This is a genomic window from Burkholderia cepacia, from assembly GCF_001718835.1.
In the GTDB taxonomy this organism is placed as follows: domain Bacteria; phylum Pseudomonadota; class Gammaproteobacteria; order Burkholderiales; family Burkholderiaceae; genus Burkholderia; species Burkholderia cepacia_F.
This window is the reverse complement of sequence record NZ_CP013443.1, coordinates 3,200,876-3,220,487: the sequence shown is the minus strand read 5'-3', so window position 1 is coordinate 3,220,487 and position 19,612 is coordinate 3,200,876. Positions and strand designations below refer to the sequence as shown.

Here is a 19,612-nt window from a genome sequence, read left to right as displayed (position 1 = left end):
CCGCCCGGATGCAACGGTTCCTGGTACTCACTTCTCCGTGCAGCCCCAACCTCCGCGCTGCACGACACTATCCGGAGACATCCCGTGAGCAATTTCCTGATTCGCAAGGTCGCCGTGCTGGGCGCCGGCGTGATGGGCGCGCAGATCGCCGCGCACCTCATCAACGCGCGCGTGCCGGTGCTGCTGTTCGACCTGCCGGCCAAGGAAGGCCCGAAAAACGCGATCGCGCTGAAGGCGATCGAGAACCTGAAGAAGCTGTCGCCTGCACCGTTCGGCGTGAAGGACGACGCGAAATACCTCGAAGCCGCGAACTACGAAGACGACATCGCGAAGCTCGCCGAGTGCGACGTCGTGATCGAAGCGATCGCCGAGCGGATGGACTGGAAGCACGACCTGTACAAGAAGGTCGCGCCGCACATCGCTTCGCACGCGATCTTCGCGACCAACACGTCGGGCCTGTCGATCACGAAGCTGTCCGAAGGTTTCTCGGACGAGCTGAAGTCGCGCTTCTGCGGCGTGCACTTCTTCAACCCGCCGCGCTACATGCACCTCGTCGAGCTGATCCCGACCGCGCATACGCGCCCGGAGATCCTCGACCAGCTCGAAACCTTCCTGACGAGCATCGTCGGCAAGGGCGTCGTGCGCGCGAAGGACACGCCGAACTTCATCGCGAACCGCGTCGGCATCTTCTCGATCCTCGCGGTGATCACCGAGGCCGCGAAGTTCGGCCTGCGCTTCGACGAAGTCGACGACCTGACGGGCAGCCGCCTCGGCCGCGCGAAGTCGGCGACGTTCCGCACCGCGGACGTGGTCGGCCTCGACACGATGGCGCACGTGATCAAGACGATGCAGGACAACCTCGCCGACGATCCGTTCTTTCCGGTCTACCAGACGCCCGCCGTGCTCGCCGAACTGGTGAAGCAGGGCGCGCTCGGCCAGAAGACGGGCGGCGGTTTCTACAAGAAGGAAGGCAAGGCGATCAAGGTGCTCGACGCGAAGACGGGCACCTACGTCGATTCGGGCGCGAAGGCGGACGAAACCGTCGGCCGCATCCTGAAGCGCCCGCCGGCGGAACGCCTGAAGCTGCTGCGCGAGACGGACCATCCGCACGCGCAGTTCCTGTGGTCGATCTTCCGCGACGTGTTCCACTACATCGGCGTGCATCTCGAGTCGATCGCCGACAACGCGCGCGACGTCGACCTCGCGATCCGCTGGGGCTTCGGCTGGAACGAAGGTCCGTTCGAAGGCTGGCAGGCCGCCGGCTGGAAGCAGGTTGCCGAATGGGTGCAGGAAGACATCGCGGCCGGCAAGGCGCTCGCGAACGTACCGCTGCCGTCGTGGGTGCTCGAAGGAGCGGTTGCCGAGAAGGGCGGCGTGCACACGGCCGAAGGCTCGTGGGCGCCGGCTGCGAAGCGCTTCGTGCCGCGCTCGGACCTGGCCGTCTACGACAAGCAGGTGTTCCGTGCGCCGCTGCTCGGCGAAGCGGGCGCCGATCCGAAGACGTACGGCAAGACGCTGTTCGAGACCGACGCGGTGCGCGCATGGGTCGACGATCGTGCGGGTGAGGACGACGTCGTGATCGTGTCGTTCAAGTCGAAGATGAACACGATCGGCCCGAGCGTGATCGACGGCCTCGTGCAGGCGATCGAACTCGCGGAGAAGGACTACAAGGGCGTGGTGATCTGGCAGCCGACGTCGCTGAAGCTCGGCACGCCGGGCGGCCCGTTCTCGGCCGGCGCGAACCTCGAAGAGGCGATGCCCGCGTTCATGATGGGCGGCGCGAAGGGCATCGAGCCGTTCGTGAAGAAGTTCCAGGAAGGCATGCTGCGCGTGAAGTACGCGAACGTGCCGGTCGTCGCGGCCGTGTCGGGCATCGCGCTCGGCGGCGGGTGCGAGCTGATGCTGCACAGCGCGAAGCGCGTCGTGCACGTCGAGAGCTACATCGGCCTCGTCGAAGTGGGTGTCGGCCTCGTGCCGGCGGGCGGCGGCCTGAAGGAAGCGGCGCTGCGCGCAGCGGACGCCGCGACGGCCGCGAACGCGACCACCGACATCCTGAAGTTCGTCACGAAGTCGTTCGAGAACGCGGCGATGGCGAAGGTCTCGGCCTCCGCGCACGATGCACGCGCGATGGGCTACGTGAAGCCGTCCGACACGATCGTCTTCAACGTGTTCGAACTGCTCGACACCGCGAAGAAGGAAGCGCGCGCGCTGGCCGCCACCGGCTACCGCGCACCGCTGCGTGCGAAGGACGTGCCGGTCGCGGGCCGCTCGGCGATCGCGACGATCAAGGCATCGCTCGTCAACATGCGCGACGGCCGCTTCATCAGCGACCACGACTACCTGATCGCGAGCCGCATCGCCGAAGCCGTGTGCGGCGGCGACGTCGAAGCCGGCAGCCTCGTCGACGAGCAGTGGCTGCTCGCGCTCGAGCGCCGTGCGTTCGTCGAGCTGCTGGGCACGCAGAAGACGCAGGAACGGATCATGGGCATGTTGCAGACCGGCAAGCCGGTGCGTAACTGAGCGAGCGGATAAGGCAAGGAGTCTCAAATGAGCAAACAATTGCAAGACGCATACATCGTCGCCGCCAGCCGCACGCCGATCGGCAAGGCCCCGCGCGGTGTCTTCAAGAACACGCGCCCGGACGAGCTGCTGGTCCACGCGATCAAGTCGGCGGTTGCGCAGGTGCCGGGCTTCGACACGAAGCTGATCGAGGACGCGATCATCGGCTGCGCGATTCCGGAAGCCGAGCAGGGCCTGAACGTCGCGCGGATGGGCGCGCTGCTCGCGGGCCTGCCGCAGACGGTCGGCGGCGTGACGGTCAACCGCTTCTGCGCGTCGGGCATCACAGCGCTCGCGATGGCGGCCGACCGCATCCGCGTCGGCGAATCGGACGCGATCTTCGCGGGCGGCTGCGAATCGATGAGCATGGTGCCGATGATGGGCAACAAGCCGTCGATGTCGCCGCACATCTTCGATCGCAATGAAGACTTCGGCATCGCATACGGGATGGGCCTGACGGCCGAGCGCGTCGCCGAGCAGTGGAAGGTGAGCCGCGAAGACCAGGACGCGTTCTCGGTCGAGTCGCACCGCAAGGCGCTTGCCGCGCAGCAGGCCGGCGAGTTCAACGACGAGATCGCCGCGTACACGATCACCGAGCGTTTCCCGAACCTCGCGTCCGGCGAAGTCGACGTGAAGACGCGCGAGATCGTGCTCGACGAAGGTCCGCGCGCGGATACGTCGCTCGAAGGCCTCGCGAAGCTGCGCACGGTATTCGCGAACAAGGGCTCGGTCACGGCCGGCAACAGCTCGCAGACGTCGGACGGCGCGGGTGCGCTGCTGGTCGTGTCGGAGAAGGTGCTGAAGGCATTCAACCTGACGCCGCTCGCGCGCTTCGTGAGCTTCGCGGTGCGAGGCGTGCCGCCGGAAATCATGGGCATCGGCCCGAAGGAAGCGATTCCGGCCGCGCTGAAGGCCGCCGGCCTGAAGCAGGACGATCTCGACTGGATCGAGCTGAACGAAGCGTTCGCCGCGCAGTCGCTGGCGGTGATCCGCGATCTCGGCCTCGACCCGTCGAAGGTCAACCCGATGGGCGGTGCGATCGCACTCGGCCACCCGCTCGGCGCGACCGGCGCGATCCGCGCGGCGACCGTCGTGCACGGCCTGCGCCGCCGTAACCTCAAGTACGGGATGGTCACGATGTGCGTCGGCACCGGCATGGGCGCCGCGGGCATCATCGAACGCCTGTAAGCAGGACGCGACGCAAAGCGACGACGGTGCGCGGGCCACGGGCTCGCGCACCGTTTCTCGTTCCGGTAGAGGAAAATCAAAGGAGACGGTTGTGGCGGAAATTCAAGTGGAACGCGCCGAAGGCGTGATGACGATCACGATCTCGCGCCCGGCGAAGAAGAACGCGCTGACGGCGGCGATGTACCAGGCGATGGCCGATGCGCTCGCCGACGCGCAGGAAGACAAGGCGACGCGCGTGATCCTGCTGCGCGGCAGCGACGGCAATTTCACCGCGGGGAACGATCTCGAGGATTTCCTGAAGGCGCCGCCGAAGGACGACACCGCTCCGGTGTTCCAGTTCCTTGCACGGATCAGCACCGCGAGCAAGCCGATCGTGGCCGCCGTGCCGGGCCTGGCGATCGGCGTCGGCGTGACGATGCTGCTGCACTGCGATCTGGTCTACGCGGCCGACACCGCGACGTTCTCGCTGCCGTTCGCGCAGCTCGGCCTGTGCCCGGAAGCCGCGTCGAGCGTGCTGCTGCCGCGTCTGGCCGGCCATCAGGTTGCCGCCGAGAAGCTGCTGCTCGGCGAGGCGTTCGACGCGCTGGAAGCGCACCGGATCGGCATCGTCAACCGCGTGCTGCCGGCGGCCGAGCTCGACGCGTTCGCGGCGAAGCAGGCGGCGAAGCTCGCGGCGCTGCCGGCGGCATCGCTGCGCGTGACAAAGGCGCTGCTGAAGGAGACCGGCGGCGTGTCGATCGCCGACCGGATGGCGGAAGAGGGGCAGCAGTTCGGCGCGATGCTGCGCGCGCCTGAAGCGCGCGAGGCGATGACGGCGTTCTTCGAGAAGCGCAAGCCGGATTTCCGTTCCATTCAGTGACGAACGATCGACGTAAGCAGGACTCCGGATATGCGTCGCGCACTCGACGTTCCCGCATGCTGATTGCCGGTCGAACGCATGAATGTCGAGACGGCGGCGCAATTCCGGATGTGGTCGCGGCGGAACCGCGCATTCAGGCGAGGATCGGTAACGCGACGATCAAGATCGGGGACAACGCCCGTGTACGCGTGAGCTGACCGCGGCACGGCTCCTGATCCGCGCGCGTCAACGCATTCCGGTCTCGCTTCGCTGTCACGTAGGTACAGCCCTTGATCCGGCCGTCAGATCGGACTGTGACTGACCCGGACACTGTCTGCTTTCTGCACCGTCGTCGAGTCTTCGATGATGGCCATCGCAAGCACATTCCCGTGTATCGCCAACTGTCACTCGACACGTTCTTCCGTTCCGGCACGCCTCTCTTTCTCAAAATCGAAATGCACGCGTTTCGGTTCATCAAAAAAAGTTTGACAGGAAAAATTAGGCTTGTTAATTTTGATGCAGATTCTTAATCGAACAGGAGAAAGTCGATTGGCGTTTCTCGTGTTGGGTAAGGTCAGATTGGCGCGGTGATTTATTTCATTTTCCTTTCGGTCGGTTTGGTGCGGGTGGGGTGCTCGTGTGTCGGCGATGTGATTGTTTTGTGATATTGATAATTAAAAACGGAATATCATGGCATCGCATCTTATGGCTAAAGCGAAAATCCAATATACCGATTCCGAGGGTTCTGCGCACGGGCGTGTCACACGGTAAAGAGTGGCCTTTCCTGCCGTGAGCGGGACGGAGTACTTGTCGATGCGGGGGGGGCTCGCGACTGGGGCGGCAGCATCGCCATGCTGCTGGTGCGTGAATGCCGTGGTGCGAATGCGCGTTTCGGCAAGATGGTGTGACGAGCAGGTCGCTCTGTCATCGATGCGCCCCGGCGATTGCCGGCTGTGGGCATTCAGGATTGACGCGCAATATTCAAATCAGAAAGATTCTGCTGCGATTGGAGAATTGCCGCGGGTTGAAGTGAATTATCCGTTCCGGCGTGGCGATGGCTGCTATTGCGTCGGAAATGGGCGGCGCAAATCGAATTTGCGTGAAGTCTTTCAATGAATTGAGGTGCTGCTTGGATAGCTGTGGCTATCTTGCTTTGTGCTGTCTTGTGTAATTCGCATTCCCGTGTAAGTGGTTTGTATATTCGGTCGTCTCGCCTTTTTTGAGCGCGAGGTGCGGAGGCGTGCCTGGCGGGTGCTGGTTTGGCCATTTTCGCTCGGGCGCGAATGGGGTGGTTTGTTTTCAATTAAATAGAGAAAAACATGAGAGAACTCCGAGGTGAAATTCTGGCCGAAGGGACGGCGACTGCCGAACCGGTGAAAAAGAAAGTGGACCTGATATACAACACCACGCTCGTTTGTCCGTGGGATTGTGAAATCTGCTGCGTCGACGCGGTTCACGTGCAGAAGCGCGGGAGCGAGCTGCACATGCACTCGCGTGGTCTCGGGGTTTCGGAAGTGTTTCCGCTGGATTCCCGATATCCGAACATCTATGCGCAGGCCGCCGCGATACGGTCCGGGCGTGGCCAGGAACTGGATCTCGCCGGCAAGAAGCTGTTGATCGACAACCTGCGTGATTTCGACGCGAGAATCGATATATCCGGCGGCGATGCGCTGACGCTCCCGGAAAACCTGGAACTGTTGCGATACGCGGCGGAAAAACTGGGACGCGACAACGTCACGCTGACCGTGACCGGAGCCGGTAGCGCCAAGGTGCCGACTGCACTCATCAGTCCGCATATCAGTGAATACAACTTCACGTTCGACGCCGAGTCGCTCGCGGATGTCGCGAATCGCCCGGACGGATATGCGCTAGGCAATCTGAAGCGTGCCCGGGATTTCATCGCGGCGGGATGCAAGACGCGCGCCGAATTGCCGCTGACGACCGATATCCTGGCGGACGAGCACTTGCAGCGGCTCTATCAGGTGCTGCACGACGAAGGCGTCAGCAAGCTGCTGCTGATGCGGCTGTTTCCGGTCGGGCGCGGCGTCGTCGCGCGCAGCAAGGTGCCGACGCGCGACCAGTATCTGCGCGCGATCGACGTGCTGAAGCGGATGGAGGCGCGTCTTGGCGGTCCGGTCGTGAAGCTGCAGTGCGCAATGAAGCATCTCCTCCCGGGCAGCTACGACGCTGAACGCAATCCCTGCGATCTCGTGCACGAATCGTTCGGCATCATGCCCGACGGTACGTTGCTGTCGTCGCCGTGGGCGTACGGTCTCGACGGACAACCGCTGGGCCGCGAATGGGTCCTCGGCAACCTTGCTCGGAACACGCTTCAGGAACTGCTGTCGACCAATCTTGCGGAGCGGTACCGGCGCAATCTCGACGCAAACTTCGGCCATTGCAAGATCTTTGCATACCAGCATTCCGACAAGAGCGATCCATTCGAACGGATTTTCGACAGTTCCGATCCGCTTTACACCGACAAGCTTTCGCCGGCGGGGCGTGCGGCAAGTGAACGCATCATCCCGATCAAGGCGGTTCAGGGAGGGGCCGAGTCATGAATGCCGCGGCTTCGTCCCGAACCGTATCGGGTTCGCCGCCGCGGCTGGCGACGTCGTTTGCATCCATTCCGCTCGCGTCGCCACTCATCGTCGGCTCCGGGCCGTCGACGACATCCGTCGGCGATATCGTCGCAGCCGAACGTGCGGGCGCGGGGGCGGTCATCACCAAATCGATCGGCGGGCATGCCGAAACGCCTTTCGAACTGGAGGACCGGCGCCGGTATTACGCGCTCCGCGGCAACAGCACGTATCTCAAGTCGACCTACCTGAAGGAAATCCTGTCGTTCGAGCGGGGGACGCGCCTCATCGAGCAGGCGAAAGCGGCATGCGGTATCCCGGTCATCGCGTCGGTATTTCAGCCGGGCGTCGACGACGGCGATTTCGCCGCGTGGCGCCGGCTGGTCGACGGCGCCGTGGGGGCGGGTGCGGACGCGGTGCAACTGGATTTCTTCTACATCAACCTGAAGAAACTGAGCGACGTCAGGATCGGCGAAGTGATGTCCTTCATTCGAGAGTTGAGCACGGGCGCCCCCGTGCCCGTGATTCCGAAGCTGAATCTGGGCATGGATGACGATCTCGTCAGCGCGATCTGCCGGATGCCGAACCTGGCCGGGCTCATCTTCATCGATTCGTTGAACGTCTATCCGTACATCGACATCCACGATCGCGGCCGGCCGCTGTTCGACGGCGTGCTGTTCAACGAAACGACCGGCCGTTCGCACGGCGTTCTGACCGGCGAGCCGTTGCTGCCTTTCACGCTCGGCATGTTGCAGAAGCTGCGGGCGCACACGCACGTGCCGCTGTGCGCGGGCGGCGGCTTGTGGAGACGGGACGACGTCGTGCGATGCCTGATGCTCGGCGCCCGAAGCGTTCATCTGACCACGCTGCCGATGCTGCGCGGCTTCGATGCGCTACGGAAGCTGAACGAATCGCTCCTCGCATTTCTCGACGACGAAGGGTACGCGACACTTCAGGAGCTTGTCGATCTCAGTGTCGATGCGGCGGCAATCGATCGGCCGGTGCGCGTTCGTCCGCGACCGTTCGTCGACGTGCGCGCGCGTCTGATCGAGGACCGTTGCATCCACTGCGACAAGTGCGAAAGCCTGACCGTATGCGATTCGTTCAAGAGCGTGCCATACAACTTCGCCGACCACTGCGACGGCTGTTCGCTGTGCGTTTCCGTCTGCCCGACCAAGGCGCTCGTGCTGGAGCAGGCATGACCCGGCGAGCGATCGCGAGCCAGCGTCCAGCTGGTGCGTCCCAACATGAATGCGAGTGATTTCCGGATGGTTCCTTCCCACAATGAAGTACTTCGTCCTCTGCTGACGCAGAGCTTGCCGCTCCTGATCGCGCAGTTGGCGAGCAGCGCCTACGGCATCGTCGACCTGATGCTGATCGGCCATCTGAATGGCGAACACGCGATGGCGGTGTTCGGCGTGAGCTGGAATATCTTCAATACGATTCAGATCGGCTTTACCGGCATCCTGATCGCGCTGATTCCGGCGATTTCGTCCGCGCATGGCGCCGGCAACCGGCAAGAAGTGGCGGAGACGGTGCGGCAGGGCATCTGGCTTGCGCTCGCGCTGTCGCTGCCGATCTGCCTGCTGCTGGTGTTCCCGGACCTCTTTCTGTCGCTGGCCGGGCAGCGAGGGCAGGCGACAGCGGAGATCAGGCTGTTCCTCCTGTGGCTCGCGGTCTCGGTGCCTCCAACGCTGCTGTTTCGCGTCGTGAGCGGATACGCGTCGGCGCTCCTGAAGACGCGGAAGATTCTGATGGCCAGCGTCGCCGGGCTGATCGTGAAGATTCCGCTGTCGTTCGTTCTGGTCCAGGGAGGGCTGGGCCATGCCGGTCTTGGCGTCGTCGGCTGCGCGATTTCGACGGCCGTCGTGACGTGGGTGCTGCTGGCGGTCGGGTTCGGCACGGTGCTGACGGACACCGTGCATGGCGGGCGCGAGGCGCTCACGCGCTTCTCGCGGCCCCGCGCCGCCACGCTCTCGACGCTGATGCGACAAGGGCTGCCGATCGGCGCAAGCTTTTTCTTCGACTACAGCGTGCTCACGCTGATCGGTCTCCTCGTTGCCCGAGGCGGGCAGATTCAGGCCGCGGCGCATGGTGTGGCCGCGAGCGTGTCGTACCTGTGCTACCTCGTCCCGATGTCGCTCGCGAACGTCGCGAGCGCGATGGTGGGGCAGTCGCTCGGGCGGCATGATGGCGAAGCAGCCGGTCGCGTCGGCCGGACCGCCGTCACGCTGACCCTGTCGATCAGCTTCGTCATCGGGCTCGTGCTGGTGTCGGGCGGCGACCTGATCGCGCGTCTCTATACCAGCGATGCGTCGGTGGCGGATTACGCCGCCCGGCTGATCGTCGTGGTCGGCGTGTATCACCTGTTCGATGCGATATTCACCGTTTGCAGCGGCGTGCTGCGCGCGTATCGGCGCACGCTCGTGCCGACCGTGATCCTCGGCATTGCGCTGTGGGGCATCGGACTCGCAGGCGGCGCGATCGCCAACCGGTGGTCAGGCGCGTCGCAGACCGCACTTGTGTTCTGGTGGGCACTCGCGGCGGCGGCGATAGTCGCGGCGGCAGGCATCTTCGAATATCAACGTCGCGTCGTCCAGGATTCGGGACGCCCGCAGGCCGCAACCTCCTGAACCCGCGCCATGACATCCGCCCACATCAAGATCGAGGAAATCACTGCGAAGTCCGTGCTGGTCAAATCCGGTCTTCCGGACACGGACCTCGTTGTCAACCCCTATGTCGGTTGCCAGTTCTCTTGTGCGTACTGCTACGCAAGCTTCATGGGACGCTTTGTCGGCGAGTCGATCGCCGACTGGGGAAAATACGTCTACGCGAAAACGAACGCGGTCGAACTGTTCGAAAAGGAACTGCGCCGCGTGCGCGCGAAGGACGGTCGGCCGACGATTTTCCTGAGTTCCGTGACCGACCCCTACCAGGGCGTCGAGAAGAAGTACCGCCTGACGCGCGGAATCGTCGAGCTGCTGGCGCGCGAGCCCTATCCGGGCAGGGTCGGCATCCTGACGAAATCGCCCCTCGTGTTGCGCGATATCGATTTGCTGCAGCGCCTGCCTGCCTGCGAGGTCGGCGTGACCATCACGACCGACGAGGATCGTCTGGGCCGCGAGCTGGAGGCATTCGCGCCGGCGGCCAGTGCCCGTCTCGAGACGCTGAGTGCGCTCAATGCCGCCAACGTCGAAACCTACGCGTTCATCGGCCCGTTGTTGCCGTATTACGCGGAGTCGCCCGACAAGCTCGAGCGGCTGGTCGAGCGCATTGCGCGAACCGGCGTGCGCGAAGCCTACGTCGAACATCTCAATCCGAGCCGCTACATCGCCCAACGCATCGAACGCGAGATGGCGGAGCAGGCGCCGACGCGTGCGGCGTCGCTCCGGCGCGAGAACGCCGTGCAAGCCCGTGCGGCGCTGGAAGCCAGGATCCTGTCCTTGCTCGAGCGGCACGGCATTCGGCTTCGGCTCGGCAGGGCCATCGTGCATTCAAGCTAGCGGGCGCGCGCGCGCGGGCCGTCAATACAACGATATTCACTACCTGAGAGATTTCATGAAGAGCGTCCTGATCATTGCTCCCCTGACCTTCGACGCCTGCGAGCGTTATGCGCAAGCGGCGGCGGAACTCGGCGTCGAAGCGTGCTTCGCGATCCCCGGCGTGTCCAATATTCCGTACGACACCTGGCAGCTCGATCGTTACCGTACCATTTGCGTCGAACGAATCGACAATGACGCGACGGCGCTGATCGAGGCACTCGCGAGCTTCGGGCACATCGACGCGGTGGTCGCCGGCGGCGAATTCTCGGTGGCGGCAGCCGACAGCGTCGCGCGCGCGCTCGGATTGCGCTGCTCGATGGATGGCGATCCCTCCGTGCTTCGCAACAAGGCCAGGATGCGGCATGCATTCGCGCAGCACGGCGTCCCGCAACCGCGGCTGTATGGCGCCGCAAGCAGCATCGCCGAACTGCGCGAACTGATCGTCGACATCGATCGCTATCCGGTCGTGAGCAAACCGGCCGACATGGCCGGCTCCTGGTACGTCACGCTCAACCACAGCGCCGACGAGATTGAACGCAACGCGGCCGCGATCTTTGCCGACAGGGTCGCGCTGTCGACCGGCATGAGCTTCGCGGGCGAGTGCCTGCTCGAGGCGTATTTCCACGGAGACGAATACAGCGCGGAAGTCGTGGTCCAGGACGCGCGCATCGAACACCTGTTCGTCACCCGCAAGTTCCTGTCCCCGCTGCCCAATTTCGACGAGATCGGGCATCTGTCAGGGCCCGCGCTGCTGGAGGGCGCGTTGCGAGCGCAGGTCGAGGATGCGGCCCGGCGCCTGCTCGATGCGGCGCGTGTACGGAATTCGATCGTGCACATCGAGTTCAAGGTTTCGCCCGACGGCACGATGGCAGTCATCGAAGCGGGCTGCCGCGTGGCCGGAGATCGTATTTCGACACTGGTCAATCTTGCATTCGGCGTGCATCTCGAGAAAGCGATGATCACGGTCAAGCTCGGAAGCGACCTTGCCGCGGCCCGCGCAGACGGCCATCGGCCGTCCTGCTACGGCGTTCGCTTCGCGTTTGCCGGCCAGCCTGCGGCCGACGTGCCGGGCGCGCGGGTGCTGCAGAAATCGATCGAGCCGGATCACGCGCCGATCGACGGCTTCAGCCGCACGCATCTCGTCAATCGAATCGGCTATGAGGTGCTGCAGGTGCCGTCTGCGGAGCAATTCGCCGTTGCGCTGCAGGGATGACCCGGCAGGCATGCCGGTCGCTTTCGTTATCGAATCGTGCGCGAGCGAACGCTGAATGCAACGTTCGCGGCGGATTGCCATGGTCAGGAGAAACACAATGATTGACGAGCTGTCGATGCGTGCGCTCTGTTCGTTCCTGGTGGAGGCGAAGCGACACACGTTTGCCGCCGATGCGCGTCGCATGCCGTCCAAGAGTCCTGCATCGAAAAACTATCAGTTCGAGTGCGGTTCGTTCCGATACGAGGATCAGTACTTCGGCGAGATCGTCGATGTCGGCATGGAAACGGTCTGGTATGACGAGGTGCCGGTCTGGGGGATGACCTATCGAGGCGGGGTGTACCAGGAGTATGTCGATATCAAGCACGAGCTCTTCGCGTTTCTTCGGGAGGCGCTGAGAAATCCGCCGTTGGCCTTTCCGACTCGCGGTCCGGAGAATCATCAAAGAGGCGCGCTGACCTATGCCAACCATACTGAAGGCGATATCAGCGCATTTCACGGGCGCGAAACCGTTCAGATGGACGGCGTGTTCGTCTGCTACCGACGCTACGTGGGCGGGCTGATCTTCGGAAAGCGCAATCCGGGCATGCGTTTGCTGCACGATCTCGACGCTGCCCAACCTTGACGACGACAACGGGCGCGCCGGCGCGCGGTTGCCTCGGTGCGTGCCATCCGTCCGGTTCCGCGTGCGACATGCGTCGCGCCATTCAACCCGCGATCTCCCTTGAAAGGAATGCCGTGTCACAGGCCGATTCACCGCTGCTTGCCGAGATTCGAAATTCGTCGTGGTTCCGCGGTTTGCGCGGGCACCCGGTGCGAACCAGACCGCATCTGACCGCGCGCATCGCGGAAATCGCGGCGTTGCATGCCGATGCCGTCGCGATACGCGAAGACCAGGGGACGTGCAGCTATGGCGAGCTTGTCGCGCTTGCGATCGCGCAGCGCCGTCTGCTGGAGCGCAATGGGGTGAATCCGGGCGATGTGGTGGCACTGTCCGGTCCGGTATCGATCCCGTTCGTCTCGGCGATGCTCGGGACGTGGCTGGCGGGCGCCATCGCGTTTCCGATCGACGCCGCGGCGCCGTCGCTGCGAAACCGGGCGCTGATCGCGCAAACCGGCACGCGCCACCTGTTCGCGACCGGAGGCGTTGCGGCGCAGGAATATGGGGTGCCGGTCATCGACGCGTGCGACGCAGGCGCGTTCGTCTCGCGCGCGTCGACCGGCGACGTCGACGCCGTTGCGAACGCGCCGCTTACCGTGCCCGACGCCTATATCTTCTGCAGTTCGGGTTCCACCGGCACGCCGAAGGCCATCCTCGGCAATCACGCAGGCCTGTCCCATTTCCTCGCGTGGCAACGCGATGCGTTCCGGATCGGACCGTCCGACCACTGTCTCGTGACGACCAATACGACCTTCGACGTCGTGTTGCGCGATATTTTTCTCGTCCTGACCGCGGGGGGATGCCTGCACGTTGCGCCGAACGACATGAGCAATCCGCTGACCACCTGCGCGGAGCGGGCGATCACCTGCCTGCACGTGACGCCTACCCGGCTGCAGGCGTGGCTGCAGGCGCGCGGCGTGGGCGAGCCACTGAGCGCGTTGCGGCATGTATTTTCCGCCGGCGAGCCGATGCCGGCCGAAGTGGCGGCGCTGCTGCACGCCACGGCGCCGAACGTCGGTCTGGTGAATCTGTACGGTCCTACCGAAACCACGCTGGCGAAGTTCTTTCATCGCGTAGACCGCCACGCGCATCGCAATCCGGTTCCTGTCGGCCGCCCGCTGGACGAGGTCAGGTGTCACGTATTGGGCGACGACTTGAAGCCGTGCATGCCCATGCAGGTGGGGGAAGTCGTCATCCAGACCCCTTATCGCTCGTCGGGATATCTCGGCGCAACCGCGGACCAGACGGCGCGTTTCGTCGATATTCCCGGCTCTGCGGACGGTGTCTATTTCACCGGAGATCTCGGATTTGTCGACGAGGCAGGCGTGCTGACGCTGTCCGGGCGCAAGGACGATCAGGTGAAGATCCGCGGCGTGCTGGTGAATCCTGCCGAGATCGAAGCGTTGCTGAACGACGTCGCCGGCATACTGCGAACCAAGGTGCTGCCGGTCGGAGACACGCAGTTGTCGCGACGGTTGGTGGCGTTTTACGTGCCGGCCGGGGATGCGCCGCTCGATGCACGCGAACTCGGCCGTCATCTCGCCGAGCGCCTGCCCCCGGCGCTCATCCCGCGGCAATTCATCCCGGTTCGGTCGATGCCGATGACGGCGAACGGAAAGGTCGACAAGGCCCGCCTGCTCGATTCGCTGACCGGGCTTCGATCCACACGCCCGGGCAGGTCCGGAGACGATCTGGGCGCACGCGTGGCGGAATTCCTGCATGACATCGGCGTATGCGGCGGCGACGTTGACCCCGATTCGTTACTGCATGTCGATTCGCTGGCGGCGATCGCATTGGGCCACTTTCTCGAGCACGCCGCGCATTGCGCGGTGCCAGCGGTGACGCTGGCGCAATGCGACTCGCTGTCGGCGATCATGGCAGCAGTGAGCCTGGCCCGGCGCGAGTACGCAGATGCCGCGGCGGTCGATGCCGCGGCGGCCGATGCCGGCGACGACACGCGCCCACGTCTCTTTGCCTTTCCGCCCTTGTCCGGTTGGGGGCTTATCTTCAAGGGACTCGAGGCGGCGCTGCCCGATTACGCGGTCACGTCCTTCGATTTCATCCCGAGCAAGGATCCGCCGGCGGATTACGCCGAGCGAATCGCGCGAGCGACTTCCCGGCAGCCCGTTACGCTGCTCGGCTATTCCGCAGGCGGAAACCTGGCCTACGAAGTGACGCAGCGCCTGGAATCGATGGGCGTCGAAGTTCGACGCCTGGTGCTGATGGATACCGCGCCGCGCACGCATGTCATTCGTCGCGGCGAGGCCGAACTGGAGCAATACGCGGGATCGTTTGTGGACTACCTGTTCGACATCGGCTTCCTGTCGGAACTGGCCGCGTCGTTGGCGGGTATCGTCGACGTGCGCCGAGTCGCCGAACGGAAAATCGTCCGTTACCGCAATTATCTCGACGGCGTCGTGCATGATCGGCCGATCAACGCCGACATCCTGTTGCTGAGCGCGTCGAGCGCGAGCGAAGTCGATCGGGATGTCGCGGGGACGTGGCGCCGTCTCTCGACCGGCACGGTGAGCGAACTGGGCGGTCATGGTCATCATCTGGCGATGCTCGACCGCGACAACGTCCATGAAAACGCCGCATTGATCGTCCGGGCCACCCGGAGCGCGCCCGGTGCGAGCATCGCAATTTCCGCCGCCGGACCGGCTGCCTGACGCGACTGACGCGCGGTTCGACACGCCGGCCCGAGCGCGCCCCGCCGCGAGGTGGCGGGGTGCGCCGCCGTTCCCCGCATCCGCCCGACGCCGCGCGGTGATGATCGCGTCGCGGGCCGCCCGAGCCACGTGGCGCCGCTGCCCGCAGCCGGCGCACCACCGAATGTAGGCATCGTCGATGTTGCGGTGCGTCGCCGAAATGTCCACCGCTTCTCGGCTGTCCGCCCGATTTCCCCGGGACGCGTGCCGAACGCCCTCGTCCTTTCTCCATCAGCCCCCGCCGGCAATCGCAAGGGCGGGCGCCTGGTCCGGTTCGGGGAGGATGTGGCGCAAGCAGGCGAAGTTTGTCCACCGTCAAGATGCAGTGCGGCAATTTTCCGTACAGTTCGCGCGGCAGGCTGCCGTGGTCATCACGCGTCGCGCATTGGCGGCGCGCGGCCTGGCAGTCCTTCTCAACGACACTCAGGCAAACGAACCATGATCAGACGAATCACCGGCGGTGCGCGGGCGGCCCCCGTCATCGCGATACTGGCGGGACTGGCCGGATGCAGCGACCTTCACGTGCTCGACCCCAAGGGCGCGGTGGGCGTCGCGGAGAAAGCGCTGATCGCGACGTCCACCTGGGCGATGCTGATCGTCGTCGTGCCGGTGATCCTGCTCACGCTGTGGTTCGCGTGGCGCTACCGCGCGTCGAACCGCAGCGCGACCTATGCGCCTAACTGGTCGCATTCGACGGCGATCGAGGTCGTGATCTGGACCGTGCCGACGCTGATCATCCTCTATCTCGGCATCCTCACGTGGAAGACCACGCATGAGCTCGACCCGTACAAGCCGCTCCAGTCGTCGGTCAAGCCGATCGACGTCGAAGTCGTCGCGCTCGACTGGAAGTGGCTGTTCATCTATCCGGAACTCGGCATCGCGTCGGTGAACCAGCTCGCGATTCCGGTCGGCACGCCGGTGAACTTCCGCATCACGTCGGATTCGGTGATGAACTCGTTCTTCATCCCGCAGCTCGGCACCCAGGTCTACGCGATGGCCGGCATGCAGACGCGCCTGCACCTGATCGCCGACGAAGCGGGCGACTACGCGGGCGTGTCCTCCAACTACAGCGGCCGCGGCTTCTCCGACATGAAATTCCGCACGCTCGCCGAGCCGCGCGAGCAGTTCGACGCGTGGGTGCAGAAGGTGAAGGCCTCGCCCGACCGGCTCGACGCGACCGTGTACGGCACCGTCGCGCAGCCGAGCGAGAAGGCGCCGGTGCGCTACTTCTCGTCGGTCGATCCGAAGCTGTTTCACAACATCATCGCGAAATACAACAACGGCCACGTCCTCGACCTGAAGGACGCCGCCTGTACGACGAAGGGGTAACGCATGTTCGGCAAACTGACACTTTCGGCGATCCCGTTCGACCAGCCCATCATCATGGGGGCGAGCGCCTTCATGGGGCTCGTCGTGCTGGGCATCGTCGTCGCGCTGACGGTCACCGGCCGGTGGAAATGGCTATGGAGCGAATGGCTGACGTCGGTCGATCACAAGAAGATCGGCGTGATGTACCTGGTCGTCGCGGTGCTGATGCTGCTGCGCGGCTTCGCGGACGCAATCATGATGCGCATGCAGCTCGCGCTCGCGTACAACGGGCCCGGCTACCTGCCGCCGCACCACTATGACCAGGTCTTCACGGCACACGGCGTGATCATGATCTTCTTCATGGCGATGGCGCTGCTGGTCGCGTTCTTCAACCTGATCGTTCCGCTGCAGATCGGCGCGCGCGACGTCGCGTTCCCGTTCCTGAACTCGCTCTCGTTCTGGATGACGGCGGTCGCCGCGATCCTGATGAACGTTTCGCTCGTGATCGGCGAATTCGCGCAGGTGGGCTGGCTCGCGTATCCGCCGCTGTCGGAGCTGCAGTTCAGTCCGGGGGTAGGGGTCGACTACTACCTGTGGGCGCTGCAGATTTCCGGCGTCGGCACGCTGATCACGTCGATCAACTTCTTCGTGACGATCATCAAGATGCGCGCGCCGGGCATGACGCTGATGAAGATGCCGGTGTTCACGTGGACCGCGCTGTGCTCGAACGTGCTGATCATGGCGACGTTCCCGATCCTGGCGGTTGCGCTCGCGCTGCTCGGCCTCGATCGCTACCTCGACATGCACTTCTTCACGAACGATGCCGGCGGCAACGCGATGCTGTACCTGAACCTGATCTGGGCGTGGGGCCATCCGGAGGTGTACATCCTCGTGCTGCCCGCGTTCGGGATCTATTCGGAAGTCATCGCGACGTTCGCGAAGAAGCCGCTGTTCGGCTACAAGACGATGGTGTACGCGTCGTGCGCGATCATGGTGCTGGCGTTCCTCGTGTGGCTGCATCACTTCTTCACGATGGGCTCGGGCGCCGACGTCAACGCGTTCTTCGGCATCATGACGATGATCATCGCGATCCCGACCGGCGTGAAGATCTTCAACTGGCTGTTCACGATGTACCGCGGCCGCGTCGAGTTCACGGTGCCGGTGCTGTGGACGATCGGCTTCATGGTCACGTTCACGCTCGGCGGGATGACCGGCGTGATGCTGGCGATACCCGGCGCGGACTTCGTGCTGCACAACAGCCTGTTCCTGATCGCGCACTTCCATAACACGATCATCGGCGGCGTCGTGTTCGGCTATTTCGCGGGCGTCCATTTCTGGTTCCCGAAGGTGTTCGGCTTCAAGCTCGACGAGAAGCAAGGCAAGCGCGCGTTCTGGTGCTGGCTCACCGGCTTCTACGTCGCGTTCATGCCGCTCTACGTGCTCGGCTTCATGGGCATGACGCGCCGCCTGAACCACTATGACAACCCGGCGTGGCATCCGTGGCTGCTGGTCGCCGCGTGCGGCGTGGTGCTGATCGCGCTCGGCGTGGTGTTCCAGGTCGCATCGGTTTGGGTCGGCTGGCGCAACCGCGCGCAAGCGCAGTATCGCGACGTGAGCGGCGACCCGTGGAACGGCCGCACGCTCGAATGGGCGACGTCGTCGCCGCCGGCCGTCTACAACTTCGCGGTGATTCCGGACGTGCACGAACTCGACGAGCTCGCGTATCGCAAGGCGAAGGGCCTCGGCCTCGGCAAGAACGTCACGTACCAGGACATCCACATGCCGTCCAACACGAGCGCCGGCCTGTTCGTCGGCGTGTTCAGCCTGCTGCTCGGCTTCGCGCTCGTCTGGCACATCTGGTGGCTCGCGATCGCGTCGCTCGTCGGCATCGTCGCGACGGTGGTGCTGTACAGCGCGCAGGACAACGAAGGCTATTACATTCCGGCGGATACCGTCCGCAAGATCGAGGAACAACGCGCGGGCGTGCGGATGCGCGCGCCGTCGCCGGAAGCCGAACTGGAGGCGAACTGATGTCGTATCAAACTCTCACGGGCGGCGCCCGTCATCCGGCGGCGCACCATCATCCGCCGTCGCATTCGGTGTTCGGCTTCTGGCTGTACCTGATGACCGACTGCGTGATCTTCGCATCGCTGTTCGCGACCTTCGCGGTGCTCGGCAACCAGTACGCCGGCGGCCCGACCGCGAAGGACCTGTTCGACATCCCGGGCGTCGCGCTCGAGACCGCCGCGCTGCTGCTCTCCAGCATCACGTACGGCTTCGCGATGCTCGGCGCGCAGCGCCGCCGGCGCGGCGCGGTGTTCGTCTGGCTCGCGGTGACGTTCGTGCTCGGCGTCGCGTTCCTCGCGATGGAGCTGCGCGAGTTCTCGCACCTGATCGCGGAAGGCGCGGGGCCTGGGCGCAGCGCGTTCCTGTCGGCGTTCTTCGCGCTGGTCGGCACGCACGGGCTGCACGTGGCCGTCGGCCTGTTGTGGATGGTCGTGCTCGTCGTGCAGATCGCCCGCGGCCCCGGCATGACGGAACGCGACTTCCGGCGCCTCACCTGCCTGAGCCTCTTCTGGCACTTCCTCGACATCGTCTGGATCTGCGTGTTTTCCTTCGTCTATCTCGCGAGCGTGATCTAAATGGCCCATTCGGAACTCATTCACCACGATGAAGCGCACGGCACGGCCGGCGGCTACATCGTCGGTTTCGTCCTGTCGGTGCTGCTCACGGCCGCGTCGTTCGGCCTCGTGATGGGCGGCGTGCTGGCGCCGAAAGCGGCGATCATCGCGCTGGCGGTGCTCGCGTTCGCGCAGATCCTCGTGCACCTCGTGTGCTTCCTGCACATGAACACGTCGTCGAGCCAGCGCTGGAACGTGATGGCGTTCAGCTACACGGTGCTCACCGCGCTGATCCTGATCGTCGGGACGCTGTGGGTGATGCACAACGTCAGCATGAACATGATGTCGCGGTAACCGGCATCCCGTTCACGTATTCGCGCCGTGTCCTTGCACGGCTG

Annotated in this window: 14 protein-coding genes; all 14 read left to right on the top strand. The window is 64.4% G+C overall.

The annotated features are described in order from the left end of the window. Positions 1–84: 84 nt before the first annotated feature. The 14 genes from WT26_RS18035 (at position 85) to cyoD (ending at position 19,568) form a co-directional block, all read left to right on the top strand. Positions 85–2,520: a 3-hydroxyacyl-CoA dehydrogenase/enoyl-CoA hydratase family protein gene (locus WT26_RS18035; RefSeq protein ID WP_069273437.1), complete on the top strand. Its 2,436-nt coding sequence runs from the start codon at positions 85–87 to the stop codon at positions 2,518–2,520. Between the two features lie 27 nt (positions 2,521–2,547). After that, a complete protein-coding gene (locus WT26_RS18030) occupies positions 2,548–3,747 on the top strand; it encodes an acetyl-CoA C-acyltransferase (RefSeq protein ID WP_059729745.1) in 1,200 nt (399 codons plus the stop codon). Positions 3,748–3,838: 91 nt separating this feature from the next. After that, positions 3,839–4,606, top strand: a complete 768-nt coding sequence (locus tag WT26_RS18025; protein ID WP_069273436.1) for an enoyl-CoA hydratase — start codon at positions 3,839–3,841, stop codon at positions 4,604–4,606. 1,298 nt (positions 4,607–5,904) lie between these two features. After that, positions 5,905–7,146, top strand: a complete 1,242-nt coding sequence (locus WT26_RS18020) for a radical SAM/SPASM domain-containing protein (RefSeq protein ID WP_155123126.1) — start codon at positions 5,905–5,907, stop codon at positions 7,144–7,146. Beyond that, a complete protein-coding gene (locus tag WT26_RS18015; RefSeq protein ID WP_059958248.1) occupies positions 7,143–8,366 on the top strand; it encodes a 4Fe-4S binding protein in 1,224 nt (407 codons plus the stop codon). Before WT26_RS18020 ends, WT26_RS18015 begins: the two co-directional genes overlap by 4 nt. A 114-nt stretch (positions 8,367–8,480) precedes the next feature. Next, the gene (locus tag WT26_RS18010; RefSeq protein ID WP_060155460.1) at positions 8,481–9,797 is read left to right on the top strand and encodes an MATE family efflux transporter; all 1,317 of its coding nucleotides are present in this window, start codon (positions 8,481–8,483) and stop codon (positions 9,795–9,797) included. A gap of 9 nt (positions 9,798–9,806) precedes the next feature. Then, a complete protein-coding gene (locus tag WT26_RS18005) occupies positions 9,807–10,667 on the top strand; it encodes an SPL family radical SAM protein (RefSeq protein WP_059801158.1) in 861 nt (286 codons plus the stop codon). 55 nt (positions 10,668–10,722) lie between these two features. Further along, the gene (locus WT26_RS18000; protein WP_060138833.1) at positions 10,723–11,919 is read left to right on the top strand and encodes an ATP-grasp domain-containing protein; all 1,197 of its coding nucleotides are present in this window, start codon (positions 10,723–10,725) and stop codon (positions 11,917–11,919) included. 97 nt (positions 11,920–12,016) lie between these two features. Then, positions 12,017–12,541: a DUF5680 domain-containing protein gene (locus WT26_RS17995; RefSeq protein ID WP_059652653.1), complete on the top strand. Its 525-nt coding sequence runs from the start codon at positions 12,017–12,019 to the stop codon at positions 12,539–12,541. Between the two features lie 68 nt (positions 12,542–12,609). Continuing rightward, complete coding sequence (locus tag WT26_RS17990) at positions 12,610–15,246, top strand: AMP-binding protein (protein WP_155123125.1); 2,637 nt, start codon at positions 12,610–12,612, stop codon at positions 15,244–15,246. A 477-nt stretch (positions 15,247–15,723) separates the two neighbouring features. Next, the gene (gene cyoA, locus WT26_RS17985) at positions 15,724–16,614 is read left to right on the top strand and encodes a ubiquinol oxidase subunit II (protein ID WP_069273435.1); all 891 of its coding nucleotides are present in this window, start codon (positions 15,724–15,726) and stop codon (positions 16,612–16,614) included. 3 nt (positions 16,615–16,617) lie between these two features. Next, entirely contained in the window at positions 16,618–18,624 is a 2,007-nt protein-coding gene (gene cyoB / locus WT26_RS17980) for a cytochrome o ubiquinol oxidase subunit I (RefSeq protein ID WP_069273434.1), read from the top strand. Continuing rightward, entirely contained in the window at positions 18,624–19,235 is a 612-nt protein-coding gene (gene cyoC / locus WT26_RS17975; RefSeq protein WP_069270531.1) for a cytochrome o ubiquinol oxidase subunit III, read from the top strand. Before cyoB ends, cyoC begins: the two co-directional genes overlap by 1 nt. Then, a complete protein-coding gene (gene cyoD, locus WT26_RS17970) occupies positions 19,236–19,568 on the top strand; it encodes a cytochrome o ubiquinol oxidase subunit IV (protein ID WP_042586271.1) in 333 nt (110 codons plus the stop codon). Positions 19,569–19,612 lie beyond the last annotated feature (44 nt).